General features: G+C 70.9%; 23 protein-coding genes. 12 read left to right on the forward strand and 11 right to left on the reverse strand.

The genetic code is table 11. The annotated features are described in order from the left end of the window. Positions 1-35 precede the first annotated feature (35 nt). The 6 genes from F4560_RS41405 (at position 36) to F4560_RS41430 (ending at position 6,570) form a co-directional block, all read left to right on the forward strand. The gene (locus F4560_RS41405) at positions 36-938 is read left to right on the forward strand and encodes an alpha/beta hydrolase (RefSeq protein ID WP_184928466.1); all 903 of its coding nucleotides are present in this window, start codon (positions 36-38) and stop codon (positions 936-938) included. After that, the gene (locus F4560_RS41410; protein ID WP_184928467.1) at positions 938-2,131 is read left to right on the forward strand and encodes an MFS transporter; all 1,194 of its coding nucleotides are present in this window, start codon (positions 938-940) and stop codon (positions 2,129-2,131) included. Before F4560_RS41405 ends, F4560_RS41410 begins: the two co-directional genes overlap by 1 nt. Positions 2,132-2,194: 63 nt before the next feature. Continuing rightward, entirely contained in the window at positions 2,195-4,054 is a 1,860-nt protein-coding gene (locus F4560_RS41415) for a Xaa-Pro dipeptidyl-peptidase (RefSeq protein WP_184928468.1), read from the forward strand. Between the two features lie 95 nt (positions 4,055-4,149). Further along, on the forward strand, positions 4,150-4,662 hold the full coding sequence (locus F4560_RS41420) for a M23 family metallopeptidase (RefSeq protein ID WP_184928469.1): 513 nt from the start codon (positions 4,150-4,152) through the stop codon (positions 4,660-4,662). Beyond that, positions 4,662-5,426: a M23 family metallopeptidase gene (locus F4560_RS41425; protein ID WP_184928470.1), complete on the forward strand. Its 765-nt coding sequence runs from the start codon at positions 4,662-4,664 to the stop codon at positions 5,424-5,426. The genes F4560_RS41420 and F4560_RS41425 overlap by 1 nt, the downstream gene beginning before the upstream one ends. A gap of 115 nt (positions 5,427-5,541) precedes the next feature. Beyond that, the gene (locus tag F4560_RS41430; protein WP_184928471.1) at positions 5,542-6,570 is read left to right on the forward strand and encodes a DUF4192 domain-containing protein; all 1,029 of its coding nucleotides are present in this window, start codon (positions 5,542-5,544) and stop codon (positions 6,568-6,570) included. A 732-nt stretch (positions 6,571-7,302) separates the two neighbouring features. Here the strand turns inward: F4560_RS41430 and F4560_RS41435 are convergent. The 6 genes from F4560_RS41435 to F4560_RS41460 form a co-directional block, all read right to left on the reverse strand. Further along, positions 7,303-7,542 (reverse strand): hypothetical protein, encoded by a 240-nt coding sequence (locus tag F4560_RS41435; RefSeq protein ID WP_184928472.1) that lies wholly within the window; start codon positions 7,540-7,542, stop codon positions 7,303-7,305. 142 nt (positions 7,543-7,684) lie between these two features. After that, the gene (locus F4560_RS41440) at positions 7,685-8,179 is read right to left on the reverse strand and encodes an RICIN domain-containing protein (RefSeq protein ID WP_184928473.1); all 495 of its coding nucleotides are present in this window, start codon (positions 8,177-8,179) and stop codon (positions 7,685-7,687) included. A 145-nt stretch (positions 8,180-8,324) separates the two neighbouring features. Beyond that, a complete protein-coding gene (locus F4560_RS41445; protein WP_184928474.1) occupies positions 8,325-10,379 on the reverse strand; it encodes a S9 family peptidase in 2,055 nt (684 codons plus the stop codon). Further along, positions 10,379-11,341, reverse strand: coding sequence for a UDP-glucose 4-epimerase GalE (gene galE / locus F4560_RS41450; RefSeq protein ID WP_184928475.1), 963 nt, complete (start codon positions 11,339-11,341; stop codon positions 10,379-10,381). Before galE ends, F4560_RS41445 begins: the two co-directional genes overlap by 1 nt. A 22-nt stretch (positions 11,342-11,363) precedes the next feature. Continuing rightward, a complete protein-coding gene (gene galK, locus F4560_RS41455) occupies positions 11,364-12,524 on the reverse strand; it encodes a galactokinase (protein WP_184928476.1) in 1,161 nt (386 codons plus the stop codon). Further along, the gene (locus F4560_RS41460) at positions 12,521-13,213 is read right to left on the reverse strand and encodes an iron-dependent transcriptional repressor DtxR (RefSeq protein WP_184928477.1); all 693 of its coding nucleotides are present in this window, start codon (positions 13,211-13,213) and stop codon (positions 12,521-12,523) included. Before F4560_RS41460 ends, galK begins: the two co-directional genes overlap by 4 nt. Before the next feature lie 61 nt (positions 13,214-13,274). Between F4560_RS41460 and F4560_RS41465 the strand changes: the two genes are divergently transcribed. Continuing rightward, on the forward strand, positions 13,275-14,114 hold the full coding sequence (locus F4560_RS41465; RefSeq protein ID WP_184928478.1) for a sulfurtransferase: 840 nt from the start codon (positions 13,275-13,277) through the stop codon (positions 14,112-14,114). 90 nt (positions 14,115-14,204) lie between these two features. On the opposite strand, the gene F4560_RS41470 is transcribed toward F4560_RS41465, so the two are convergent. After that, positions 14,205-14,828 carry a DUF3558 domain-containing protein gene (locus F4560_RS41470; RefSeq protein ID WP_184928479.1) on the reverse strand — a complete coding sequence of 208 codons (624 nt, stop codon included), beginning with the start codon at positions 14,826-14,828 and terminating at the stop codon, positions 14,205-14,207. A gap of 126 nt (positions 14,829-14,954) precedes the next feature. Between F4560_RS41470 and F4560_RS41475 the strand changes: the two genes are divergently transcribed. From F4560_RS41475 to F4560_RS41495, 5 genes are all read left to right on the forward strand, one after another. Continuing rightward, the gene (locus F4560_RS41475) at positions 14,955-16,130 is read left to right on the forward strand and encodes an acetoin utilization protein AcuC (RefSeq protein WP_184928480.1); all 1,176 of its coding nucleotides are present in this window, start codon (positions 14,955-14,957) and stop codon (positions 16,128-16,130) included. Between the two features lie 2 nt (positions 16,131-16,132). Further along, the gene (locus F4560_RS41480; RefSeq protein ID WP_184928481.1) at positions 16,133-18,802 is read left to right on the forward strand and encodes a bifunctional acetate--CoA ligase family protein/GNAT family N-acetyltransferase; all 2,670 of its coding nucleotides are present in this window, start codon (positions 16,133-16,135) and stop codon (positions 18,800-18,802) included. Positions 18,803-18,937: 135 nt separating this feature from the next. Next, positions 18,938-19,771: a glutamate ABC transporter substrate-binding protein gene (locus tag F4560_RS41485; RefSeq protein WP_184928482.1), complete on the forward strand. Its 834-nt coding sequence runs from the start codon at positions 18,938-18,940 to the stop codon at positions 19,769-19,771. A gap of 22 nt (positions 19,772-19,793) precedes the next feature. After that, positions 19,794-20,567: a GntR family transcriptional regulator gene (locus tag F4560_RS41490; RefSeq protein WP_184928483.1), complete on the forward strand. Its 774-nt coding sequence runs from the start codon at positions 19,794-19,796 to the stop codon at positions 20,565-20,567. 176 nt (positions 20,568-20,743) lie between these two features. After that, positions 20,744-21,070, forward strand: a complete 327-nt coding sequence (locus tag F4560_RS41495; RefSeq protein WP_184928484.1) for a hypothetical protein — start codon at positions 20,744-20,746, stop codon at positions 21,068-21,070. 269 nt (positions 21,071-21,339) lie between these two features. Here the strand turns inward: F4560_RS41495 and F4560_RS41500 are convergent, their stop codons facing one another. The 4 genes from F4560_RS41500 to F4560_RS41515 are packed head-to-tail and all read right to left on the reverse strand — an operon-like array spanning position 21,340 to position 25,226. After that, positions 21,340-22,143, reverse strand: a complete 804-nt coding sequence (locus F4560_RS41500) for an ABC transporter permease (RefSeq protein ID WP_184928485.1) — start codon at positions 22,141-22,143, stop codon at positions 21,340-21,342. Continuing rightward, positions 22,140-23,105 (reverse strand): ATP-binding cassette domain-containing protein, encoded by a 966-nt coding sequence (locus F4560_RS41505; protein ID WP_184928486.1) that lies wholly within the window; start codon positions 23,103-23,105, stop codon positions 22,140-22,142. Before F4560_RS41505 ends, F4560_RS41500 begins: the two co-directional genes overlap by 4 nt. A gap of 49 nt (positions 23,106-23,154) precedes the next feature. After that, positions 23,155-23,895, reverse strand: coding sequence for an HNH endonuclease (locus F4560_RS41510; protein WP_184928487.1), 741 nt, complete (start codon positions 23,893-23,895; stop codon positions 23,155-23,157). Next, positions 23,892-25,226, reverse strand: coding sequence for an AAA family ATPase (locus F4560_RS41515; RefSeq protein ID WP_184928488.1), 1,335 nt, complete (start codon positions 25,224-25,226; stop codon positions 23,892-23,894). Before F4560_RS41515 ends, F4560_RS41510 begins: the two co-directional genes overlap by 4 nt. Between the last annotated feature and the right edge of the window lie 179 nt (positions 25,227-25,405).

Consider the following 25,405-nt stretch of genomic DNA (forward strand, 5'->3'; position numbering starts at 1 on the left):
GGACTTATCAGACCTGGTGAGCCGATGATCGGTCCATGTCATTGAACGAACAGGCACGCGCGGTGCTGGAGAAGCTCGCGGGCGCGCCTGCGTTGGAGGACCTGACGGTCTTCGAGGCACGTCGGTCGCAGTGGGGGTTCATCGGATTCCAGAGCGCTCCGGAGCCGGTCACGCGGATCGAGCACTTCTACGTGCCCGGACCGACCGCCGACCTGCCCGCGCGGATCTACTACCCGGAGGGCGACGGCCCGTTCCCGGCGATCGTGTTCCTGCACGGCAGCGGGTGGGTGACGTGCAACCTCGACATCTACGACGTGGCGCTCCGGGCGTTGGCCAACGCGACCGGGCACGCGGTGTTCGCGGTGAACTACCAGAAGGCGCCCGAGCACCCGTTCCCCGTGCCGCTGGACGACTCGTACGCGGCCACCGCCTGGCTGTTCGAGCACGCCGAGTCCCGGGACGTCGACCCCGCGCGGATCGGGGTCATGGGTGACAGCGCGGGCGGCAACCTCGCCGCGGCCGTGGCGTTGAAGGCCCGGGGAACGCTCGACTTGGCGTTCCAGGTGTTGGTGGTGCCTGCGCTGGACGTCGACTTCACCACTCGGTCCTATGTGGACAATGCGGCGGGCTACGGGTTGTCGACGGACGGGATGCGGTGGTTCTGGTCCCACTACCTCGGTTCCGGCCAGGTCTCCGAGTTCGCCGCGCCGCTGCGGGCGTCGGTGGACGGCCTGCCGCCGACGTTCGTGGCGATCTCCGAGTACGACCCCGTGCGTGACGACGGCGAGCGGTATGCGGCGAAGTTGGCGGCGGCGGATGTGCCGGTCCGGCTGCGCGAGTTCGACGGCACGATTCACCCGTTCGTGTTGATGGACGGCGTGCTGGACGAGTACCGCGTGCTGCTGGGCGAGCTGCGGACCTGGCTGGGTGCGCTGTGATGCCTCCAGCGTTGATCGCGCTGGCCATCGGCGCGTTCGGCATCGGCACCACGGAGTTCGTGATCGTCGGCCTGTTGCCGCAGGTGGCGGGGGATCTCGGGGTGTCGATCCCGTCGGCCGGTCTGCTCGTGACGGGCTACGCGCTGAGCGTCGTGGTCGGCGCGCCGTTGATCACGGCGGGCGGGTCGCGGTTGCCGCGCAAGCAGATGCTCGTGGGTCTGATGGCGTTGTTCATCCTGGGTAACCTCGTGTGCGCGGTCGCCGACGACTACGCGGTGCTGATGGCGGGACGGGTCGTCGCCGCGCTGTGCCATGGCGCGTTCTTCGGCGTCGGGTCGGTGGTGGCGGCCGGGCTGGTCCCGCCGGACCGGAGGGCGCGGGCGATCGCGCTGATGTTCACCGGGCTGACCGTGGCGAACGTGCTCGGCGTTCCGGCGGGCACGGCGTTGGGGCAGGAGTTCGGCTGGAGGTCGACGTTCTGGGCGGTGACGGCGCTGGGCGTGGCCGGGCTGGTGGGGATCATCGCGCTGGTGCCGGTCCAGCCCGCATCGACGGGGTTGCGCGGCGAGTTGGCGGTGTTCCGCCGGCCGGGGGTGTGGCTGGCGCTGGCCACGACGGCGCTCGGGTTCGGCGCGGTGTTCGCGTCGTTCACCTACATCGCGCCGATGATGACGGAGGTCGCCGGGTTCTCGCCGGGCGCGGTGACGTGGCTGCTGGTGCTGTTCGGGGCCGGGCTGTGCGTGGGGAACGTGATCGGCGGGCGTGCGGCGGACCGGAGCCTGATGCCGAGCCTGTACCTGTTCCTGGGCGCGCTCGCGGTGGTGCTGGTGGTGTTCGTGTTCACCGCGCAGTCGGCCGTTCCGGCGGTGATCACGATCGCGGTGTTCGGCGTGTTCGGGTTCGCGACCGTGGCGCCGTTGCAGGCGCGGGTGCTGGAGCAGGCGGCCGGTGCGCCCGCGTTGGCGTCGGCGGCGAACATCGCGGCGTTCAACCTGGGCAACGCGGCGGGCGCGTGGCTGGGCGGCGTGGCGATCGACGCCGGGTTCGGCTACACCGCGCCCAACTGGGTCGGCGCGGCGATGGCGTTGGCCGGGCTCGGCGTAGCAGTGGCCGGTGGGCTGAACGGCCGACGCCGTCAAGGGCCGATCGTCGGGTCTTCTTCACCGTCCACAGTGGACGTGAAGCGCCCTTGACAGGGGTTGTGCCGGGGGGAAGGGTCTGCCCGAAACCTGTCCTACACATGATAGGGGTTCGGCGTGAAGGGTGTACGGAGAGCCGCGGTGCTCGCCGCTCTGGTGACGCTGCCGCTGGGGTCGATCCCCGCGGTGGCCGGCGCCGGGGCGGATGGTCCGGTGTTCGTCGGCGGCGAGGCGCAACCCGTCTTCGACCCGAAGGACGTGGTGCGCGAGAGCGTCTGGGTGCGCGCGCCGGTCGACAGCGACCACGACGGTCAGGACGACGAGGTCTACACCGAGGTGGTGCGCCAGACGGCCACCGACCGCGGGCTCAAGGTGCCGGTGGTGTTCTTCAACAGCCCTTACTTCTCCGGCGGCAACGACGTGGCCAACCACGACGTCGACGTGGAGCTGTACGTGCCGAACCGCCGCGGCGGGTACGACAAGCGCGACGGGTCGGTGCTGAAGGCCGAGGCGGACGAGCGGATCGCGGCGGCGGTCGGGCCCAACCCTGGTCCGGAACCGGCGCCGATCCGGTCCGGGCGGTACGAGGACTACTTCCTCGCCCGCGGCTTCGCCATGGTGTACGCCGAGTCGCTGGGCACCGGCAAGTCGTCCGGCTGCCCCACGTCGGGCGGGCACAACGAGACCATCGGCTCGAAGTCCGTGGTGGACTGGCTCAACGGCCGCACGACCGCGCGTGACGCGGCCGGCGCCGCCGTCGAGGCGGACTGGACCACCGGCAAGGTCGGCATGATGGGCGTGTCGTACAACGGCACCCTGCCGAACGCCGTCGCGGCGACCGGGGTCGAGGGCCTCGAAGCCATCGTGCCCATCGCGGCCATCTCCAGCTGGTACGACTACTACCGGGCCGACGGCGCGGTGGTGGCGCCCGGCGGGTACCAGGGCGAGGACCTGGACGTGCTGGCGGAGTACGTCTACACGCAAGCGGACCGGGAGATCTGCAAGCCGGTGATCGCGGACATCGCGGCCCGGCAGGACCGGGTGACCGGCGACTACAGCGCGTTCTGGGACGAGCGGAACTACGTCAAGGACGCCGCCAAGGTGCGGGCCGCGGTGCTCGCCGTGCACGGGCTGAGCGACTGGAACGTCAAGGTCAAGCACGTCGCGCAGTGGTACGAGGCGCTGCGCAAGCACGGCGTCGAGCACAAGATCTGGCTGCACCAGGCCGCGCACACGGACCCCGACACGCTGCGGCCGGTCGAGTGGCGGCGCACGATCAACCGGTGGTTCAGCTACTACCTGTACGGGGTCGACAACGGCATCGAGCGCGAGCCGAAGGCGACGATCCAGCGTGAGGACAAGACCACGTGGGTGGACGAGGCCGACTGGCCCGCTCCCGGCACGTCCACCGCGCGCGTGCACCCGTGGGCCGGTGGTTCGGCCAAGGGCTCGCTGCGGTTCCAGTCGGTGCCCGGCAGCGCGGTGGTGGAGTCGTTGCGCGACGACTCGTCCAAGCTCGCCGAGGACCTGATCGACCTGCCCGCCTCGGGCAACCGCCTGTCTTACGCGACGAAGCCGGCGACGTCGCCGGTCCGGTTCTCCGGTGTCGCGCGGGTCGACCTGGCGGTCTCGTTCGACCGGCCGGCGGCCAACGTGACCGCGTTGCTGGTGGACCGGGCGCCGGACGGCACTTCGCACGTGATCACGCGGGGGTGGACGGACCCGCAGAACCGGGTGTCGCCGTCGCGGACGAAGCCGATCGAGCCGGGCAAGCAGTACCGGGTCGAGGTGGAGCTGGAGCCGACCGACTACGTGGTCCCGACTGGTCACAGCGTGGAGTTCGTGGTGATCTCTTCTGACCACGACTACACGCTGCGTCCGATGCCGGGCACCGGCCTGTCGATCGACCTCACGTCGACGGTGGTGGCACTCCCGGTGGTCGGTGGCAGCGACGCGTTGCGCCGGTCGGTTGGTTAGAAAGTAATTCACGAAGGATCTATCTGGATAGTCTTCCACTTGCCCTGCGGTTGTGGTCGGATCGGCGCCACAGTCGTGAAGGAAGGTGGCAGCACATGAGCCGGATAAGGCGTGCGTTAGTCGCGGCCCTCGCCGCGCCGCTGGTCGGCCTCGTCCTCGTGCAGGGCGAGGCCGCCGCGGCGCCCGCGTTCCAGATGCCGTTCCCGTGCGGGCAGGTCTGGGAGGGGCAGACCCGGACCAGTCACAGCCCGGCCAACGCGGTGGACTTCAACCGGGCCAACGACCTCGGCGACGCCGTGGAAGCGGCGGCGGGCGGCACCGTGACGCGGGTGGCGAACGAGGGCAGCACCAGCTACGGCCGCTGGATCGAGATCGGCCACGGCAGCGGCTGGACCACGCGGTACGCGCACCTGTCGGTGCAGCGCGTGTCGGTGGGGCAGAACGTGTCGCGTGGGCAGCGCATCGGCGATGTCGGCTCGACCGGCGGCTCGACCGGCCCGCACCTGCACTTCGAAGAGCGGCTCAACGGTGTCGCGCAGCGGGTCGTGTTCAACGGCAGCACGATCTTCTACTGGGGCACCCGCAACTACACCAGCCGGAACTGCTGATGAAGCGGATCACGCGCGCGTTCGTGACCGCTCTGGTCGCGCCGCTGGTCGGGCTCGTCCTCGTGCAGGGCGAGGCTTCCGCGGCGCCGGCGTTCCAGCTGCCGTTCCCGTGCGGCCAGGTGTGGGAAGGCCAGACCCGCACCAACCACAGCCCCGCCAACTCGGTCGACTTCAACCGCGCGAACGACGACGGCGATCCCGTGGTCGCTTCGGCCGGCGGGACCGTGACGCGGGTGGCGAACGAGGGCTCCACCAGCTACGGCCGGTGGGTCGAGATCGGCCACGGTTCGGGTTGGACCACGCGGTACGCGCACCTGTCCGTGCAGCGGGTGTCGGTCGGGCAGACCGTGTCGCGCGGGCAGCGCATCGGCGACGTCGGCACGACCGGTGGTTCCACCGGGCCGCACCTGCACTTCGAGCAGCGGCTCAACGGTGTGGCGCAGCGGATCGTGTTCAACGGCAGCACGATCTTCTACTGGGGCACCCGCAGCTACACCAGCCGGAACGCGTGCAGCGGCGTGACCGGCACGGTCGGCACCGACAGCGGCGCTTCGGTGACCATCCGCTCGGGTCCGGGAACCGGGTACGCGGCCGTGGGTTCGGTCGCCAACGGCGCGACGGTGACGATCAGGTGCCAGACCCGCGGTGAGACGATCACCGGCAAGTACGGCACGACCAGTTTGTGGGACCACATCGGGTCGGGTTACATCTCCGACGCGTTCGTATACACAGGTTCGGACGGCCAAGTGGCCCCGAACTGCTGAGTTTCCGCAGGTGACTGGGCCGCTTCCGGTTCGCCGGGAGCGGCCCTTTCGCAGTTGTCCACAGACCTGGCTTTCGTGGTGGGCCGCGCGATCGGCTTCCGACACAGTCGGTCCCATGACGAAGCTGCTTCCCCCGACCAGGCTCACGGACCCGGGCGACCTGATCGCCGCGGTGCCCCACCTCCTCGGCTTCCACCCGGCCGATTCGATGGTCGTGCTGGTGGTGCGGGACCACGACATCGCGATGACCCTGCGGATCGACCTGCCCCCGCCCGACGCTGCCCACCGGGTGGCCGAGCAGCTGGCCGGGCCGTTGTCGCGGTGCGGTTCGGCCAAGGCGGTGGTGGTCGTGATCGGTGGTGGTTCGGGTGATCCACCGGAAGACCTGCCGCACGACTCGTTGGTCGACGTGATGGACGACGCCCTGCACGCGGCGCGCGTGCCGCTGCTGCTGGCGGCTTGGACCCGTGCGACGGCCAAGGGGGAGGCGTGGTTCGACTACCACGACGCGGGCACGTCGGGCACGGTGCCTGATCCGACGAGCACGGCGTTCGCCGCCAAGTCGGCCGCAGACGGCCACGTCACCTACGCCAACCGTGCCGCGATGGGGGAGTTGCTGGCCCCGGACCCGGCGGAGGTGTTGTCCCGCCGAGCCACCCTGCTGAACCGCTTGGCCGCCGACGCCGAGCCCCTCCCGCCGGACGGCACCGTGCCGCCTCGGCATCGTGACCTGATCCACGCGGAGGTGGTCCGTGCGGCTGGGCGGAAGCGTCCGTTGACCGATTCGGAGGTGGCGGATCTGGCGCACGCGTTGTCGGACCCGTGGGTCCGTGATTCGGCGCTTGGCTACTGCGTGGGTCAGCACGCCCGGAGCGCCGAGGCCCTGTGGACCGAACTGACCCGAGCCTGTCCCGCTCCGGAGCGTGCGGAACCGGCTTCACTGCTCGCGTTCTCGGCCTACGTCAATGGGCTAGGCACTCTGGCATCCCTAGCCCTGGACCGGGCGGAACAGGCCCACCCCGGCCACCGCCTGACCGAACTGCTCCGGGCAGCTCTGGAGACGGGCTTGTCCCCGGACCACCTGCGGCGACTCGCCGAGCGGGCGGCGGAGACGGATTGGAGCACCCCACCGGCCAGCTGCTAGAGCGGACCGAGCCGGGCCAGTTCGGGCCGACCGCGATTCCCCCAACCCAACCGCAACACCGCAACTGAGCCAACCCGGCCCACCGCAACCCCGCCCAGCACGCCGCGGCCCAACCCAACCCAGGCCGAGCGCAGCTGCGGCCCGACCCGGCCCGACCCAACTGCGGCCGAGCGCAGCTGCGGCCCGGCACGCCTGCGGTCCAGCGCACCCGGCCGAGCGCAACCCGGCCCAACGCACCCCGGCCCGCACGCCTGCGGCTGGGCCAACCGCAGCTGGGCAACCCCGGTTCAGCGCGACGCTGGCGGGGCCAACCGCAGCTGGGCAACGCCGGTTCAGCGCGGCGCCAGCTGTACCAACCCGGCTGGGCCTGCGCTGGCTGAGCGGCGGTGTCGGCCGGGGTCAACTGCGGCTGGGCCTGCGCAGGCTGGGCAAACCCCAGCTGGTGGGCCAACCCCAGCGGGCCCAACTCCGGCTGAGCGCAGCGCTGGCGGGGGCAACCCCCGGCTGGGGCCGGCACCGGCGGGGTCAACTGCGGCGGGTCAACCGTGGTTGGGCGAGCGTCGGTATCAGCGCGGTGCTGGCGGGGCCAACCCCGGCTGGGCTGGCGTCGGTTCAGCGCGGTGTCGGTCCAGCGCCGGCCCGGCGCCGGCTCAGCGGTTTGGGCTCAGGGTGGGTTCGGGTCCAAGACGGCGGCGCTGGCGCCAAGGCGGTGCCGGCGTACAGCGGCTCCGGTCACCACCAGCCGGTGCAGCGGCCGGACGAGCTGTCGCAGAGGCGGAACGCGATCTTGGTGACGTCCTGGTAGCTGCCGGAGTAGGACGAGTTCGTCACCGAACCATCCTCCGAGCGCTGGAGGTACGTGCGCGAAGGCAGGGAGGACGGGCCGTTCGTCCACCACCTGCCGTCGTAGTCGTTGCCGTCCCAGACCCAGGACTTGCACAACGGCAGCGTGCCGCCCTCTGGCCCGCTCAAGTTCGCGCACTGTTGAGCGGCCGACGCCGGAGAGGCGGCGACGATGGCTGCGCCGGCAACCGCGGCGAGGACGACGCCGACCCTTCGGGCAACGGAAAGAAGCATGGTGAAACCCCCGGGTTCGTGGTTGTGGGACAGGAGATCAGGCGTCGATGATCCGGGCGTCGAAGTACCAGCCCTGCTCGGCGCCGCCGTTGGCCGACCACTGGACCACCTTGGCGCCGTTGACGGTGCTGCCACCGTCGGACACCGAGGCGACCTTGCCGCTCTTGGCGTTGACCAGGTAGCCGTTCGACGTGTACCAGGACTGCTCGGCCCCGCCGTTGCAGGTCCACTGGATCAACTCGGCGCCATTGGCGGTGCTGCCGCCGCCGGAGACCGACAGGCACTTGCCGCTCTTGCCGTTCTTCAGCTGGCCGCCGGACCAGTACCAGAGCTGTTCGCCGCCGTCGTTGCAGCGCCACTGGATGATGTTGGCGCCGTTCGTGGTGCTGCCGCCGCCCTCGACGGACATGCACTTGTTGCTCTTGTAGTTCACGAGGTTGTAGTAGGTCGCCGCGCCGGCCTGCGGTGCCATGGCCACGGTCAGCCCGACGACCGCCAGGGCAGCGAAAACCGTTCTACGAAAGCGGAACACGACACTCCTGCACGTGATCGGTGCGGGTCGGGTGACCCGCACCGCCACGTTACGAACGTCCGGTTTGTGCGCGCAAAGATCCAGTGATCAAGTTCGCTTGATCTTCACCTGCGCGCCATCCGGGCGACCGGCGTCCCGAGTGCGACTAGAGCAGTTCCGGTCGGCGCCAGGGCTCACCGAGCACGTGCTCGGCCAGGAAAGCGAAGATCGTTTCGTACCAGACCTTCGCGTTCCCGGGCGTGAGGATCCAGTGGTTCTCGCTCGGGAAGTACAGGAACTTCGCCGGCACCCCGTGCCGCACGAGGTCGAAGTAGAGCCGTTGGCCCTCGCCGATCGGGACCCGGTAGTCCTTGTCCCCGTGGATCACCAGCATCGGCGTCTTGATGTCCGCCACCCGCAGGTGGGGCGAGTTGGCCCGCACCTGCTCCTGCTGCCGAAGGGGGTCGCCCATCTCGCGGATCCAGTAGTACGAGTCGTCCGTGGTCCCGGTGAACGCGTCCAGGTGCCACAGCGACGCGTGCGTCACGATCGCCTTGAACCGGTCGGTCTGAGTGGCGATCCAGTTCGCCATGTACCCGCCGAACGACCCACCCATGGCGGCCGTGCGCGAGTCGTCGATGTCGTCCCGCCGCACGGCCACGTCGGTGATCGCCATCAAGTCCGTGTACGGCTTCACACCCCACGAAGCCCACCCCGCGCGGACGAAGTCGTGGCCGTAGCCGGTGGACAGCGCCGGGTCCGGAAGCAGCACCGCGTAGCCCCGCGCGGCCATCAGCCACGGGTTCCAGCGCCAACTCCACCCGCTCCAGCTCATCACCGGACCGCCGTGCACCCACAGCAACAGCGGCGCGGGCCGGTCGGTCGACGCGCCGGCCGGCAGCACCAGCCACGCGCGAACGGTCCGGTCGTCCTCGACCACCGTGTCGATCTCGGTCAACGTGCCGGGCAGCGCCTCGACCCCACCGGGCGCGGGCAGCGGCACGGCGTCCTGGTCCACCCCGGACGCGGACAGCCGCACGGGCTGCGGCGGGTGGTCCCACGCGTTGCGCAACGCGTACACCGACGCACCGTCGGGGCTGACCATGACGTTGGTGTACGCGCCGGACGCGGTCAGCTTCACCACCGCGCCGGACGCCAGGTCGAGCTTCCAGATCGGCTGGTGCCCCCGGTGGCTGCTGGTGAAGTACACCGCGTCACCGGTCGGGCTCACCACCGGGCTGTCCGGCTCCTCGGGGAAGTCCGCCGCCAGCTCCTCGACCGCGCCGGACTCCAGGTCGACGCGCACCAACGTGTTCGTCCACGGGCTGTCCGGCGTCGAGTCGAACGCCCGCACCGCGATCACCCCGGACGAGTCCGGCAGGAACACCGGCTGGAGGAACGAATACCCCTCACGATCGGCCAGGACGCGATCCGTGGCGCCGTCGGTCGACGTCAGCCGCAGCCGGATTCGCGAGCCGTACGACGCGCTCACCGCGACGCGCTCCGCATGCGCCACCCACCGCCCGTCCGGGCTGATGGCGGGGGAGTCGTCCAACCGCGCGGCGGCGTTCGGCGTCAGGTCCACCAGACCCTCGGCCTGGTCGATCCGCGCGCTGTCCACGTCCACCGGCGACGTGGTGGCCAGCAGCCGGGGGAAGCTCGGGCCGAGGTCCGAGTCCCAGTACCGCACCGGGTACGACTCGTGCAGGATCGCGGTCACCCCGGCGTCCTCACGGGCCTTGCGGTGCTGTTCGTCCTGCTCGCCGAACTCCGCGTGAGGGTGCGCGCCCGCCGCGAGCAGCACCGTGCCCGCGTCCCGCGCCACCGCGAACTCCGACACGCCACCGGCGGGCCGGTACAGCTCGCGCGCCTCACCCACGGGAGGCAGCAGCCACAGCGCGGCCTTGTCCTTGGCGGCCTTGCCGTCCGCCGGCTTGGCCTCCTGGTCCGGCCGCGCCGAGACGAACAGCAGCGCGCCGTCCGGCGTGAACGCGGGCGCCGATTCGCCCTTCCCACCACGGGTCAACCGCCGCGCGGGCCGTTCGCCGGCGGGGTCGATCTCCCACAGCGCGCCCTGCCACGTCTTGCCGTCCGGCGCCAGGGTCGCCACCACGGCGACCATCCGCGTGCCGTCCGGCGACAGCGCCGGCGACGACACCCGCGGCATCTCGTTGTACGAGTCCAGGTCCCCGAACCCGGCCTCGGTGCTCTCGCCTGTCATCACGCCCCCTGTTGTGCCCGGGTGAAGTCCCACGCGTCACGCACGATGCCGGCCATGTCCACCCGCTCCGGCTTCCACCCCAACTCCGTGCGCGCCCGCTCGCTGGAGGCGACCAGCACCGCCGGGTCACCCGCCCGGCGCGGCGCCACGTCCGCCGGGATCGGGTGCCCGGTCACCTCGCGGCACGCGTCGATGACCTGCTTGACGGAAAAGCCCATCCCGTTGCCCAGGTTGTAGATCCGGTGCTCACCCGCCGAGGCGTGCGCCAACGCCCGCAGGTGCGCGTCGGCCAGGTCCACGACGTGGATGTAGTCGCGGACGCACGTGCCGTCGTCGGTGGGCCAGTCGTCGCCGTACACCTGCACGCGTTCACGCTTGCCCATCGCGACCTGCAACACGATCGGGATCAGGTGCGTCTCCACGCCGTGCCGCTCGCCGAACCGCCCGTACGCGCCGGCCACGTTGAAGTAGCGCAGCGACACGGCGGCCAGGCCGTGCGCGGCGGCGTAGGAGCTGATCGCGTGGTCGATCGCGAGCTTCGTCGCGCCATAGGTGTTGGTGGGCCGGGTCGGCGCGGTCTCCGCGATAGGCACCTGCTCCGGCTCGCCGTAGGTCGCGGCGGTGGAGGAGAACACCAGCCGGGACGTGCCGTGCTCGCGCATCGCGTCCAGCAGCCGCAGCGACGTCACCACGTTGCCCTGCCAGTACTTCGCGGGATCGACCATGGACTCGCCGACCAGCGACTTGGCCGCGAAGTGCAGCACGCCGTCGAAACCTTCGGCGAGCACCTCGCCGATCGCCTCGTCGATGCCCGCCTCGACCAACCGCGCGCCGTCGGGCACCGCGTCGGCGTGCCCGGTGGACAGGTCGTCCAGCACGACCACCTCGTGCCCGGACTCCACCAGCCTGGCCGCGCACACGCTGCCCACGTACCCGGCACCGCCCGTGACGAGCAACTTCACCGCAATCCCACCTTCTACTGGATCATCTGTCGCGCCCGGCGCCCGCCGAGGGCACCGCAGTGAAAGTCCTGGGCGCGGTCCAGCCGCGCTCCGCGAACGCCGCGTGCACCCGCCGCACCACGTCGTCGTGCCGCTGCACGGGTACCAGCGCGATCGCCGACCCGCCGAAGCCGCCACCGGTCATCCGGGCGCCCAGCGCACCCGCCGCGTTCGCCGCGTCCACCGCGACGTCCAGCTCCGGCGCCGACACCTTGTAGTCGTCACGCAGCGAGGCGTGCGACGCGTCCAGCAGCGGCCCCAACTCGGCAATCCGGCCCGCGCGCAGCAATCCCACCGACGCCAGCACCCGCTCGTTCTCCGTCACCACGTGCCGCACCAGCGGGCGCAGGCCCTCTGGCAGCCGGGCCGACGCGGCGTCCAACCCGTCCACGTCCACGTCCCGCAGCGCGGGCACACCCAGGATCGAGGCGGCCTTCTCGCAACCCGCACGCCGCGCGCCGTAGCCGCCGTCGGTGTGCGAGTGACTGGCCCGGGTGTCGATCACCAGCACTTCCAGGCCGTGCTCGGCCGCGTCGAACGGCACCTGCTCGGCCTCGAACGAACGGACGTCCAGGAACAGGACGTGCGCCTCGGTGCAGCACAGCGACGCCGTCTGGTCCAGCAGACCGGTGGGCGCGCCGACGAACTCGTTCTCCGCCCGCTGCACCCAGCGCGCGATCCGCGGCAGGTCGTCGGCGGGACGGTCGGCGAGCCCGAGCAGCGCCAGCGCCACCGCGCACTCCAGCGCGTGCGACGAGGACAGGCCCGCGCCCGTCGGCACGTCACCGGCGATCACCAGGTTCGCGCCGCCGGTCACGCCCTGCGCGCGCAGCGCCCACGCCACACCGGCCGGGTAGGCGGCCCAGCCGCCGACCGCGCCGGGTTCGAGGTCGGCCACCGCGATCGGCGACGCTTGCTGCACCGTGCCGCCGTCACCGACCGTGGCCACGTGCAACCGGCCGTCGGCCCGCGGCGACGCGGCCACCGCCGTCCGGTGCGGCAGTGCGAAAGGGAGCACGAACCCGTCGTTGTAGTCCGTGTGCTCCCCGATCAAGTTCACCCGACCGGGCGCCGACCACACGCCAACGGGCTCGGCGCCGTGCAGCCGGGTGAACGCGGCGACCGCACGCCGCGCCGGACTCACCGCGCCTGCACCATGACGGCGTGCGCCACCGCCGGGTCCAGTTCGGCCACCGTGCCGTTGCCGCGCACCTGGACGACCTTCGCCCCACCGAGCGAGTCGACCTCGATCAAGCCGCCCGGCACCACGCCGGCGGCCTTCAACTCGGCCATCAGGTCCGGGTCGAGCTGCACGTGCTCGGCGATCCGCCGCACCTCGACGCGACCGCCGCCACGCCGGGCCACCTCGTCCACCCGCACCAGGTCCGCCTCCGCGGGCGGCGCGGGCTCGCCGTCGCCCAGCTTGTCCAGACCGGGGATCGGGTTGCCGTAGGGAGAGGTGGTGGGGTTGCCGAGGAGCTTGACCAGCTTGCGCTCGACGGCCTCGCTCATCACGTGCTCCCAGCGGCACGCCTCGCTGTGCACGTGCTCCCACTCCAGGCCGATGATGTCGACCAGGAGGCGCTCGGCGAGCCGGTGCTTGCGCATGACCGCGATGGCCAGCCCGCGACCCTGCTCGGTCAGCTCCAGGTGGCGGTCGTCCGCCACGATGACGAGACCGTCGCGCTCCATCCGGCCCACGGTCTGGCTGACCGTCGGACCGCTCTGCGCCAACCGCTCCGCGATCCGCGCGCGCAGAGGCACTACGCCCTCTTCTTCGAGCTCGTAGATCGTGCGGAGGTACATCTCGGTAGTGTCGATGAGCTCGTTCACGCCCGCTCCCCTTCGTATGCCGTCAATGCTAGTCGGCCGGTCACGGGTGCAGGATGGTGCCGTGCATCCACTGATCAGCACCGAAGCCCTGGCCGCCGCACTGGACGGCGCCGAACCCCCCGCCGTGCTCGACGTCCGATGGCGACTGGGTGGACCGTCGGGACGTCAAGACTACGAGGTCGGCCACGTTCCCGGCGCGGCCTACCTGGACCTGGACACCGACTTGTCCTCGCCGCCCGGCGCCGGCGGCCGTCACCCCCTGCCGGACCCGGCCGCGCTCCAGGCCGTGCTGAGGGCCGCCGGCGTCCGCGAGGGTCACCCGGTCGTGGCGTACGACGCCGGTGACGGCTCGGTCGCGGCCCGTGTCTGGTGGCTGTTGCGCTGGGCCGGTCACCCGGAAGTGGCAGTCCTGGACGGTGGCTTCGCCGCCTGGGCCGCCGAGGGCCGTCCGGTCGACGCAGACACGCCCGCGCCCACCCTCGGTGACATCGTCGTCCGCCCCGGCGGCATGCCCGTGCTGAACGCCGACGAGGCCGCCGCGTTCACCGACGACGGCACGCTGCTGGACGCCCGCGCCCCCGAGCGCTACCGCGGCGAGACCGAGCCGGTGGACCCCCGCGCCGGTCACATCCCGGGGGCGCTGAACGCCCCCACCTCGGGCCACACCGCCAACGGCCGCTGGCTCGCCGGGCAGGCTCTCGCGGAACGCTTCCAGGCCATCGGCGTCTCACCGGACCGCCCGGTAGCGGCCTACTGCGGCTCCGGCGTCACGGCATCCTCGGTGGTCATGGCACTGGAACTAGCCGGAATCACCACCCCGGACGCCCCTGCGCCGCTCTACGCGGGCTCTTGGTCCCAGTGGTCCTCAGACCCGTCCCGCCCAGCAGCCACGGGCCCATGAGCCCGCGAGGTCGCGTCGATCGTTCGCGGGGCGCGAGCGGTCGACTTCCCAGGCGACCGAGCCGCCGTCTGCGGAGCAGCGGCCATTAGATCAGGCGTTCGGGATCTTGCCGAACGCCGTGGTGGCCAGCTTGAGGGAGGCTTCACACGCGTCGAAGTCGCCGAGCGGCGTGACGCTGACCATGAACGCCGGGGTGAACTCATCGGGGTCGTCGGTCAGCATGACGAGGATCGTGCACTCGCCTTCCTGCTTGACCTCGTAAGCGGTGTTGCCGCCGACCTCGATCACCCGCGGTTCGCCCTCCTGCTCGGCCGGCGCGAGCATGAACAGCACGACCGAGAACGGTTCCTCGGTGCTCTGCAAGCAGCCCTTCTCGTCGACCTTCGTCGAACCGACGGCCGCGGCCACCTCCTCGGGCGTGAGGATTTCGCACACGTCGTAGCCGTCGGTCTTCTTCTTCGTGGTGATCTTGATGTCACCGGACGGCTTGGCCGCGCCGCTCGTCGTCACGGCGCTCGTGGGCGGCTTGGACACACGGCTCGCCGTGGCGGACGACTTGGTCGAGGACGGCTTGCCGGAGGTGGTCTCCGCGGCCGACGCCCCCGCCGCGGCGACCGGCTTGCCGTCGACCTGGGTGGCGCACGCCGTCAGGCCGAACACCAGCCCCAGGGACAGGGCAGCAGTGGTGAGGGCGGAGACTCGTCGCAGGCGCATACCTCTGTGACCCCGTTCCGACGTGCGGGGTTCCATCTTCGATGGCCGCGATCCTGGCCCGCCTCGTCTCGGCAGAGACTAAGGCGCGACCGGATGGTCGGCTGCCGGGTGGGTTAGGTTTCGGGCATGGGCAAGGCAGCCGCTGTCGTCTGGGACGAGTCCTTCCTCGGCTACGACCTGGGATCGGACCACCCGCTCAACCCCGTCCGGCTGGACCTCACGATCCGGCTGGCCACCGCGCTGGGCGTGCTGGACGGCGTGGACCTGGTCACGCCGGAGCCGGCGACGGACGCCGAGATCGAACGCGTCCACGAGCCGTCGTACCTCAGCGCCGTGCAGGCCGCGCCGATGGCGGGCTGGGACGTCGGCCACGGCCTCGGCACCGCGGACAACCCGGTGTTCGCCCGCATGCACGAGGCGTCCGCGCTGGTCGTGGGCGGTTCGCTGGCCGCCGCACGCAAGATCGCCTCGGGTGAGGCGGACCGCGCGGTGAACATCGCGGGCGGGCTGCACCACGCCATGCCCGACCACGCCGCCGGCTTCTGCGTCTACAACGACTGCGCGGTCGCGATCTCCTGGCTCCTCGACAACGGCTTCGACCGGATCGCCTACATCGACGTCGACGTGCACCACGGCGACGGCGTCCAGACCGCCTTCTACGACGACCCGCGCGTGCTCACGGTGTCCGTGCACCAGAGCCCGCTGAGCCTGTGGCCGGGAACCGGGCGGGCGGCCGAGCTGGGCGGGAAGGGCGCGGAGGGCGCCAGCGTCAACCTGGCACTGCCGCCCGGCACCGGCGACCAGGCCTGGCTGCGCGCGTTCGACGCCACCGTCCCCGCCCTGCTGAAGGTTTTCCGGCCGCAGGTCCTGGTCACGCAGTGCGGCGTCGACACGCACCGCGAGGACCCGCTGGCCGACCTCGCGCTCACCGTGGACGGCCACCGCGCCATCTACTACCGCCTGCGCGAACTCGCCGAGGAGACCGCGAACGGCCGCTGGCTGGCGCTCGGCGGCGGCGGGTACGAGCTGCTCCGCGTCGTGCCGAGGAGTTGGACGCACCTGCTCGCCACCGTCCTGGACCGGGACGTGGACCCGAACACCCCGCTGCCCGCGGACTGGGTCGCCCACGCGTCCACCATCGCGCCGAACTGGCCGCTGCCGTCGTCCATGACCGACAGCGCCGACACGGAGTTCCTGCCGTGGGGCGGTCAGGTGGACACCCCGGTCGACCTGGCGATCCTGGAGACCCGGCGCGCGCTGTACCCGCTGCACGGCCTCGACCCGGAAGATCCGAGGGACTGATCGTGGACCCGTTCGACTACCCCAGACACTGGGAAGCCGACGTCGTGCTCAGCGACGGCGGCACGGTCCACCTGCGTCCCATCACGCCCGACGACGGCGAGAAGCTGCTCGCGTTCCACGGCCGGCTGTCCGAGCGGACCCGCTACTACCGCTACTTCGGCCCCTACCCGCGGATGCCCAAGCGGGACCTCGAGCGGTTCAGCACCGTCGACCACGCCGACCGGGTCGCGTTCGTCGCGCTGCTCGGCGACGACATCGTGGCGGTCGGCCGCTACGACCGCCTCAACCACACCGGCAGTGCCGAGGTCGCGTTCGTGGTCGAGGACGCCCACCAGGGCCGCGGCCTCGGCTCGATCCTGCTTGAGCACCTCGCCGCCGCCGCCCGGGAACGCGGGCTGGGCCGGTTCACCGCCGAGGTGCTCGCCGAGAACGGCCAGATGGTGCGGGTCTTCCGGGACGCCGGCTACGGGGTGAGCCGCGCGTTCGAGGAGGGCGTGGTGCACCTGGAGTTCGACATCGACCCCACCGAGGAGTCGGTCGAAGTGGCCCGCGCCCGTGAGCAGCGTGCCGAGGCGCGCAGCGTGCACAACCTGCTGCACCCGAAGTCGATCGCGGTCATCGGCGCGTCCACCGACCGGACCAAGATCGGCAACGCGGTGCTGACGAACCTGCTCACCGGCGACTTCGCGGGTCCGGTGTACCCGGTGAACGCCGAGCACCGGTCCGTGCGCGGGGTGCGCGCCTACCCATCCGTGCTGGAGATCCCGGACGACGTGGACCTCGCCGTGGTCGCGGTGCCCGCCGCGAGCGTGGACGAGGTCATGGACGCCTGCCTGGCGAAGGGCGTGAAAGCGCTGGTCGTGGTCACGTCCGGGTTCGGCGAGACCGGGCCGGGCGGGTTGAGCGCGGAACGCAGGCTCGCCGCCGAGGCCCGTGCGCACGGCATGCGGGTGGTCGGCCCGAACGCGCTGGGCGTGCTGAACACCGACGCGGGCGTGCGACTGAACGCCACCCTCGCGCCGAATCTCCCGGCCCGGGGCCGCACCGGCTTCTTCTGCCAGTCCGGCGCGCTGGGCACCGCGATCCTGGCCACCGCCGCCGAACGCGGTCTCGGCCTGTCCACGTTCGTCTCCGCCGGCAACCGCTCCGACGTGTCCGGCAACGACCTGCTCCAGTACTGGGAGACCGACCCGGCCACCGACGTGGTGCTGCTGTACCTGGAGTCGTTCGGCAACCCGCGCAAGTTCGCCCGGCTCGCCCGCCGGCTCGGCCGCACCAAGCCGATCGTGGCGGTGAAGTCCGGTAGGCACGCGGTCACGCCCGCGTTGGCGGCCACCTCCGTGCCGGTGGACGAGTCGAGCGTGCAGGCGTTGTTCGAGCAGGCCGGCGTGATCCGGGTGGAGTCGCTGGCGCAGCTGTTCGACACCGCCCTGCTGCTGGCGCACCAGCCGTTGCCCGCCGGGCCGCGCGTCGCAGTGGTCGGCAACTCGACCGCGATCGGGCTGCTGGCCGCCGACACCGCGTTGGCGCAGGGCTTGGAGCTGGCGGGCGACCCGGTGGACGTGGGCGCGCAGGCCGGGCCGGAAGCGTTCGCGGCGGCGGTCAAGGAAGCGTTGGACAACCCCGACGCGGACGCGCTGGTGGTCGTGTTCGTGCCGCCGCTGGCGGTGCCGGGCACGTCGTTCGCCCGCGCGTTGCGCGAGGTGGTGGAGCAGGGCGGGCGGAACAAGCCGATCGCGTCGACGTTCCTCGCCGTGGAAGGTGTTCCGGCCGAGTTGGCGGTGCCCGGTCCCGGTGGTGCGCCTGGACGGGGTTCCGTGCCGTCGTACCCGAGCCCGGAACGCGCCGTGCTCGCGTTGGCGCGGGTGACCCGTTACGCGCGGTGGAGGTCCGCGCCGCAGGGCACGTTCGTGCGGCCCGACGGCATCGACCGGGACGCCGCGCACGTGATCGTCGACTCCCTGAAGCTGGACGACACCGGTGAACGGCTGGTCGACGACGACACCGCCGTGCGACTGCTCGGCTGCTACGGCGTGGAACTCGTGCCGTTCCGTGTGGTCACGTCGGCCGACGAGGCCGTGCGCGCGGCGGGGGAGCTGGGCTACCCGGTGGCGATGAAGTCCACCGACGACCGGCTGCGGCACCGCACGGACCTGGTCGGCGTGCGGCTCGACCTGTCCGGCGAGGAGGCCGTGCGCACGGCGTACGCGATGCTCGCGGAGATGTCCGACCGGCCCGACGTGTACGTGCAGCGCATGGCGCCCAAGGGGATCTCCTGCGTGCTGGGCCTCCAGGACGACCCGTCGTTCGGCACGCTGGTGTCGTTCGGGCTGTCGGGGCTGGTCAGCGATCTGCTGGGGGACCGGGCGTACCGCGCCGTGCCGCTGACCGACGCGGACGCGGCGGCGTTGGTCCGCGCGCCCAAGGCGGCGCCGTTGCTGGCGGGGTACCGGGGTGACGAACCGGCCGACCTGGGAGCGTTGCAGGAGTTGGTGTTGCGGCTCGCCGCGCTGGCCGAGGACCTGCCCGAGGTCCGGCAGCTCACGCTGGAGCCCGTGCTGGCCAGCGCCGCCGGCGCGTACGTCAGCAGCGCGCGGGTGACCCTCGGTCCGCCGCCTTCCCGGCATGACACCGGTCCCAGGCGGCTGCGTTCACCCGGCGGCGCCCGTTAGCGCGGTCATGTTCTTGATGCACAACCGTCACCCTTGACCGATCCGGTGTCCCCTATCTTCCCCGTGGCTATGGACGCCAATCCCCGGGCCCGCTTAAGTTCCGGGCATCCCGAGGAACTCCCGAAAAGGGGAAGAATGGCTCTGGCATCGCTGCGCGCCCTTGTTGTGGCGTGTTCCGCCTCGCTTGTCCTCACTTCGTGTGCCACCGGTGACGGCACCACCGTCGCCGGCAAGGCGGACAGCTCCAACGAGTTGACCATCGCCGTGGCATACGACCAGCCCGGTCTCGGTGTGCGCCGTCTCGACGGCACGTACCGCGGCTTCGACGTCGACGTGGCGCGCTATGTGGCGAAGGAACTGGGTGTCGATGAATCCGGTATCAAATTCACGGAGGCGACCCCTTCGGAACGCGAGAAGCTGCTCACCGAGGGCGGCGCGGACCTCGTCGTGTCCAGCTATTCGATCACTGACAAGCGCAAGGAGGTCATCGACTTCGTCGGCCCGTACTTCGTGGCTGGTCAGGACCTGCTGGTCAGGCTGACCGACGAGCGGATCACCGGCCCGGACTCGCTCGACGCGAGTGGTCTGAAACTGTGTTCTGTGAAAAACACCACCTCTGCGCAGTATGTGAAGGAGAAGTTCGCGCAATCTGTGGAACTCGTGGAATATCCCAACTTCAGCGACTGCGTCACCGCGCTGCTCGCCGAGCAGGTGGACGCGATGACGACCGACGACGTGATCCTCGCCGGCTACGCCGCGCAGAACCCCGAGCTGCTGCGGGTCGTCAACAAGCCGTTCAGCAAGGAGGAGTACGGCATCGGGATGCGCCAGGGCGACCCCACCAGCAAGGCGAAGGTCACCGCCGCCGTTCGGAAGATGATCGATACGGGCGAATGGCGCAGGTCGCTTGAGGCCAATGTGGGCGCATCCGGTTACGCCATCCCGGACCCGCCTGAAATCACGTCCTGAGCCGCGCCCGTAGGCTCGGAATGTGCATGCCTCGCAATACGTTCCCCAGTACCGCGCGGACGGGCCGGTCCGCGCCGGTATCCCCGAACACGGTCGCGTCCCCCGCTACTACGCGGTGAAGACGGAACTGCTGTGGCTGATCGACGCGCTGGGCGAGGGCGCCGCGCTCCCGCCGGAGCGTGAGCTCGCCGAGCGGTTCTCGGTGTCCCGGGTGACGCTGCGGCAGGCCGTCGGCGAACTGGTGCTGGAAGGCAAGCTCCAGCGTCGCCAGGGGAGCGGCACGTACGTCGCGCCGCCCAAGCTCGTGCAGCCGCTGTCGCTGCTCAGCTACGCCGAGGGCATGCGGCGGCAGGGCGTGGTCCCGACGCGCAGCGTGATCACGGTCGAGCACCTGCCCGCGGACGAGGTGCTGTCGCGGGACCTGCGGGTCGACCGGGGTGAGCCGGTCGTCCACCTGGAGCGGGTGCTGCTGGCCGACGACGAGCGGGTCGGGTTGGAGTCCACCTACCTGCCGGCGGCGAGGTTCCCGACGCTGCTGGAGGTCTTCGACCCGACCACGTCGCTGTACGCGTGCCTGCGCGACCGGCTCGGCGTGGTGTTCAGCGAGGCCGAGGAACGGGTGGAGACCGTGCTGGCCACGCCGCGCGAGGCGTTGCTGATCGGCACGAACCCGGCGTTGCCGATGCTGCTGGTGCACCGGGTGTCCCACGACGACGGCGGTGAGCCGATCGAGCGCGTCCGTTCGCTGTACCGGGGTGACCGGTTCAGCTTCGTCGCCCGCCTCCGTTCGGAGTGACGATCAGTCCACTTCGGACGGAGGTGTGATCGTCCCGTCCGTCGGACCGTCACCAAATCTTTTCCTTGAACCGCCCGTTGGCAGTAATTTCGGTGTACCCCGGCAGCGGTACCGTGGTGTATTGGGACGTGAGTCCTCCTCACCCGCGATGACGCGGGGGAAGCGGGGGTGGCGCCGTGACGTTCAAAGAGGAGTTCCTGGCGGAACTCGAGGACTGTCTGCGCGGGTACGGCGCGGTGCCGGTGAGCAGGCCTGCCGCGCTGGCCCGGTTCATCGACTACGTGCGCCGCCTGCCGGAAGACGATTCGAGGCTGCGCTGCCTCGACGGCGTCGACCAGGGCTCCGGCTCGTTCTGGAACAACCCGGCGGTGTGGTGGGAGCAGGTGCCGCAGTTCGGTGTCGGCTCCGCGGACTGCTCCGACCTGCTCGACCGGATGCTGGACGAGGCGATCAGCGACGAGATCGACGTCCTGGAGATGGAGATCCGCGAACTGCCCGGCTGAGCGCGAACCCGGCTGAGCGCGAACCCGGCTGAGCGCGAACCCGGCTGAGCGCGGTCTGTTCGGCTGGAGACGTGAACACCCGTTGTGCACCTGGGTCGCCAGACGCACAACGGGGAGTCTCCACGTGTCACACGGAAAGCAGTCGGTCGAAGCGTTCCTGGTCGGTCACGACCGTGCTCCCTTCCGGTGATCGCTCATCCAACCGGCTACCCGACCCGCGACTGGTTCGAAACCTGTTCGCCTCTTGACATGGAGAACCAGGGATGGGGTCAGCGCGCGACGGCCTTGCGGTACTGCCGGATCGCCAGCGGCACGAAGACCAGCAGGAACACCGCCACCCAGATCAGGGTCATCAACACGGGGTGCTGGAGCGACCACACGTCCGCCACCGGCGCCTCCGGGTGGGTGTTGCCGAACAGCTGCCGCGCCGCGGCCGTCACCGCCGACACCGGGTTCCACTCGGCGAACGTCTTCAGCGGCCCGGGAAGGCTGCTCTCCTGCACGAAAGTGTTGGCGATGAACGTCAACGGGAAGATCGCGATGAACGAGGCGTTGTTGAACACCTCGGGGCTGCGCACCATCAACCCGACGATCGCCATGCCCCACGACACCGCGTAGGCGAACAGCAGCAGCAGGGCGAACCCGGCCAGCGCCTCCAGCGGCGACGAGTGGATCCGCCAGCCGACGATCAGACCGGTGATCGACATGACCACGATGACGATGACGTTGTTCGCCAGGTCGCTCGTGGTCCGCCCGATCAGCACGGCCGACCGCGCCATCGGCAGCGACCGGAACCGGTCGATCACGCCCTTCTGGATGTCGTCGGCCAGCCCGGCGCCGGTGATGGTCGCGCCGAACACCACGGTCTGCGCGAAGATGCCCGCCATCAGGAACTCGCGGTAGTCCATGCCGGGGATGGCGATCGACCCGCCGAACACGTAAGCGAACAACAGCACGAACATGATCGGCGACAACGTCGAGAACACGATCAGGTCCGGGACCCGCTTGATCTTGATCAGGTTGCGCTTGGCGACGACCGCGCCGTCACCCAACGCCTGTGCGAACGCGCTCATTCTCCCTTTTCCCCCTGCTTTTCCTCGGCTGCGTGGCCGGTCAACGTGAGGAACACGTCGTCCAGAGTCGGCCTGCGCAGCCCGATGTCCAACACCTTGATCGACTCGGCGTCCAGCCGCCTGATCCCGTCGACCAGCACGTCCGCGCCGCCCGACACCGGCACGGTCAGCCGGTGGCCGCGGTCGTCCACCGCGATCTCCCCGATCGCCAACGGCGCCAGCGTGGCCTTCGCCATCGCCGCGTCCTGCGCGGAGCTGACGGTCAGCTCCAGCCGCTCACCGCCGACCTGGTCCTTCAACTCGTTCGCGGTGCCCAGGGCGATGACCCTGCCGTGGTCGATCACCGCGATCTTGTCCGCCAGCCGGTCGGCCTCCTCCAGGTACTGCGTGGTGAGCAGCAGCGTGGTGCCGCCGGCCACCAGCTCCGAGATCACGTCCCACATGCCCAGCCGGCTGCGCGGGTCGAGCCCGGTGGTCGGCTCGTCCAGGAACAGCACCGACGGCTTGGCCACCAGCGCTCCCGCCAGGTCGAGCCGCCGGCGCATGCCGCCCGAGTAGCCCTTGACCGGCCGGTCGGCCGCTTCCACCAGGTCGAACCGCGCCAGCAGCTCGCGCGCACGCTCCCGGCTGAGCTTCTTGCCCAGGTGGTAGAGCCGGCCCACCATGTCGAGGTTCTCGAAGCCGGTCAGGTTCTCGTCCACGGCCGCGTACTGCCCGGACAGGCCGATCCGGCGGCGCAGCTCCTTCGCGTCGGCGACGACGTCCAGCCCGGCGACGGTCGCCTTGCCCTCGTCGTGCTCCAGCAGGGTGGTGAGCACCCGGACCGTCGTGGTCTTGCCCGCGCCGTTCGGCCCGAGCAGACCCATGACGGTGCCCTCCGGCACCACCAGGTCGAGGCCGTCGAGTGCGACCACCGACCCGTAGCGCTTTACCAGTCCTTCGGCCACGATTGCGTCTGCCATGCGGGTCATGATGGACCTGGGGTCCGACAATTTCAGGTCGTTTTCGCCGTCAGGCGAGAAGTTCCCCCCGCAGATCCCCGTTCCGCAGCACGTCCAACGCCCACGGCGTGTCCTTGAACACCCGGTCCGCGCCGGGCGAGAGGGCCAGCCGCAGCATCGCCTGGCACACGTCGGCGAACGGCTGCCCCTGCATGGTGAGCACGGCCTCGCGCATCTCGTCCCGCGCGTCCCGCGCCTGCGCGTCCGTCCACCGGTTCAGGCACATCAGGACCACCCGCCGTGCGTGCACCCGGCCCTGCGTGAGCACCGGCCGGTTGAGCCCGCACACGTCGATGGTGGCGGCGCCCTTCGCCGTGCGCGCCACGTACACGCCCAGTGACAGCGTGAGCAGGAGGTGGTCGAACGGGTCCTCGGTGGTCGGGTCGACCAGCAGCGGCGTGCCGTCCGCGTCCACCGGGTACCGGTCCCGCTTCAGGTTGCTGTTGCACGTCGAGCACGCCAGCAGGTGGTTGAGCCAGTCGAACGTGCGCAGCGGGTTGAGCGACAGCGGTTCGAAGTGGTCGATGTCCGTGCCCTGGCTGTCGCCGCAGTACATGCACCGCTGGAAGCCCGGCGCCATGCCCTCCAGTAGCCGCCTCAACGGCGCGTGCACGTTCCGCCGCACCACAGCGCGTTTCCACAACGCCCGCGCGGTGCGCGTTCGCTGCGCGGACTCCTCGATCTCCGCGGTCAGCCCGGGTAACCGGTCCGCGAGCGCGGTGGGCAGCACCGGCCGGACAAGTCGGATCACGTGCCGTCGCGCTCCATCCGCGCCGTCACCTCGCGCGTGCGCGCCACCGGCGAACTCGTCAGCCGTGCGCGCAGCAGCTCGTACCGGCGCACCTGGCGTTCGTCCGCCGTGCCGCCGATCACCGCGACCTCCAGCTCCACCAGCTCGGCGCGCAGCCGCTGTGCCCGCTCCGAGTACGGCGTGTCCAGGCCGAACAGCTCGGACAGCACCGCGTCGTCACCGCTGCCGTAGACGATCCGCTCGTACAGCCCCTTGTCCACCACGCGCGGTGGTTCCTGCTGGTCCGGGCCGGGCAGCCGGATCAGCCCGCCCGGGTCGGCGGCCTGGCACAGGTACGGGCTGTGCGTGGTGACGATGAACTGGATGTTCGGGAAGTGCTCCTTGAGCCAGCCGCCGATCCGCTTCTGCCACGACACGTGCAGGTGCGCGTCCACCTCGTCGATGATCACCACGCCGGGCGCGGTCAACGCCATGCCGTTCGCGGTGGGCTTGTGCTCCAGCGTGCCGTAGGACTCCTGGATCTGCTTGATCAGGTCCACCACGAGCGCGGCGACGGTCCGGTAGCCGTCGCTCATCTCCCGCAGCGGGAACCGGTGCCCGCCGCTGACCACCCACAGGCCGTCGGAGTCGACGCCCTCGATCCGGTAGTCGTCGGGCAGCAGGCCGTCCGACAGCACGCCCAGCGCCACCGTCTTCAGGTCCTCCGCGCCGGGCCTGCGCTCCAGCGACCTCAGGTGCTGCTCGATCAGCCAGCCGACGCCCTCGGCCAGTGACGCGTCCTCGTGGAAGAGGCTCGCCAGCCGCGACACCGGGCCGGGGCTCAGCATCAGCCGCTGCGCGTCGCCCGCGCCGCCGACGAGCCGCCGGAAGGGCCCGTACGCCGCGCAGAACCACCCGGTCGGGTTGTCCTGCCACGGGCCGCGCGCGGCGGCGGTCTTGCTGCCTTCGAGCTTCTCCCGCAACGACGGCTGGAGACCCCGGTGCGTCGGGCGGCTCTCCTCGTCCGGCATGGTCCAGCTCAAACCGGCCCACAACCTGCCCTCCGGAGGACGGCCCTTGCCGAACCTCTCCACCCGTCGGTCATGGGTGAACTGCACCTGGACGACGCCTTCGCGCTGCCCGGCGGTGACCCAGTTCTCGAAGTCGGGCACCAGGTTGCGGGCCACCGCGGGGCCGCTCACGGCCAGCGCGATCGCCCGCAGCAGGGACGTCTTGCCGGACCCGTTGCGGCCCGCGATCACCGTCCAGCCGGGCGCGGCGAGCTTCAGATCCACTTCGCGGGCACCGTGGAACCCCTTGACGTTCCGTAGGCGGACCTGCGAGATGTACATGTGGCCAGACTTTAGTCGGGGCCGATCACGACTCGTCCAGTTCGCCGGGCACGTCGCACAGCGTGTCCGGTACCGCCGACGGCACCACCGGAGGGCGGTCGACAGGACCATGTCATAGGGGCGTATATGCACCTTTTGGACGTTCGATCGAGTGAAACTGGGCAGGACGCGGGACCGCA

Source organism: Saccharothrix ecbatanensis, assembly GCF_014205015.1.
In the GTDB taxonomy this organism is placed as follows: domain Bacteria; phylum Actinomycetota; class Actinomycetes; order Mycobacteriales; family Pseudonocardiaceae; genus Actinosynnema; species Actinosynnema ecbatanense.

Coding starts and splice junctions, on each gene's coding strand:
- F4560_RS41485 (WP_184928482.1), top strand. CDS start 18,938: ATGGCTCTGGCATCGCTGCGCGCCCTTGTTGTGGCGTGTTCCGCCTCG.
- F4560_RS41410 (WP_184928467.1), top strand. CDS start 938: ATGCCTCCAGCGTTGATCGCGCTGGCCATCGGCGCGTTCGGCATCGGC.
- F4560_RS41430 (WP_184928471.1), top strand. CDS start 5,542: ATGACGAAGCTGCTTCCCCCGACCAGGCTCACGGACCCGGGCGACCTG.
- F4560_RS41475 (WP_184928480.1), top strand. CDS start 14,955: ATGGGCAAGGCAGCCGCTGTCGTCTGGGACGAGTCCTTCCTCGGCTAC.
- F4560_RS41505 (WP_184928486.1), bottom strand. CDS start 23,105: ATGGCAGACGCAATCGTGGCCGAAGGACTGGTAAAGCGCTACGGGTCG.
- F4560_RS41405 (WP_184928466.1), top strand. CDS start 36: ATGTCATTGAACGAACAGGCACGCGCGGTGCTGGAGAAGCTCGCGGGC.
- F4560_RS41445 (WP_184928474.1), bottom strand. CDS start 10,379: ATGACAGGCGAGAGCACCGAGGCCGGGTTCGGGGACCTGGACTCGTAC.
- F4560_RS41420 (WP_184928469.1), top strand. CDS start 4,150: ATGAGCCGGATAAGGCGTGCGTTAGTCGCGGCCCTCGCCGCGCCGCTG.
- F4560_RS41515 (WP_184928488.1), bottom strand. CDS start 25,226: ATGTACATCTCGCAGGTCCGCCTACGGAACGTCAAGGGGTTCCACGGT.
- F4560_RS41425 (WP_184928470.1), top strand. CDS start 4,662: ATGAAGCGGATCACGCGCGCGTTCGTGACCGCTCTGGTCGCGCCGCTG.
- F4560_RS41470 (WP_184928479.1), bottom strand. CDS start 14,828: ATGCGCCTGCGACGAGTCTCCGCCCTCACCACTGCTGCCCTGTCCCTG.
- F4560_RS41500 (WP_184928485.1), bottom strand. CDS start 22,143: ATGAGCGCGTTCGCACAGGCGTTGGGTGACGGCGCGGTCGTCGCCAAG.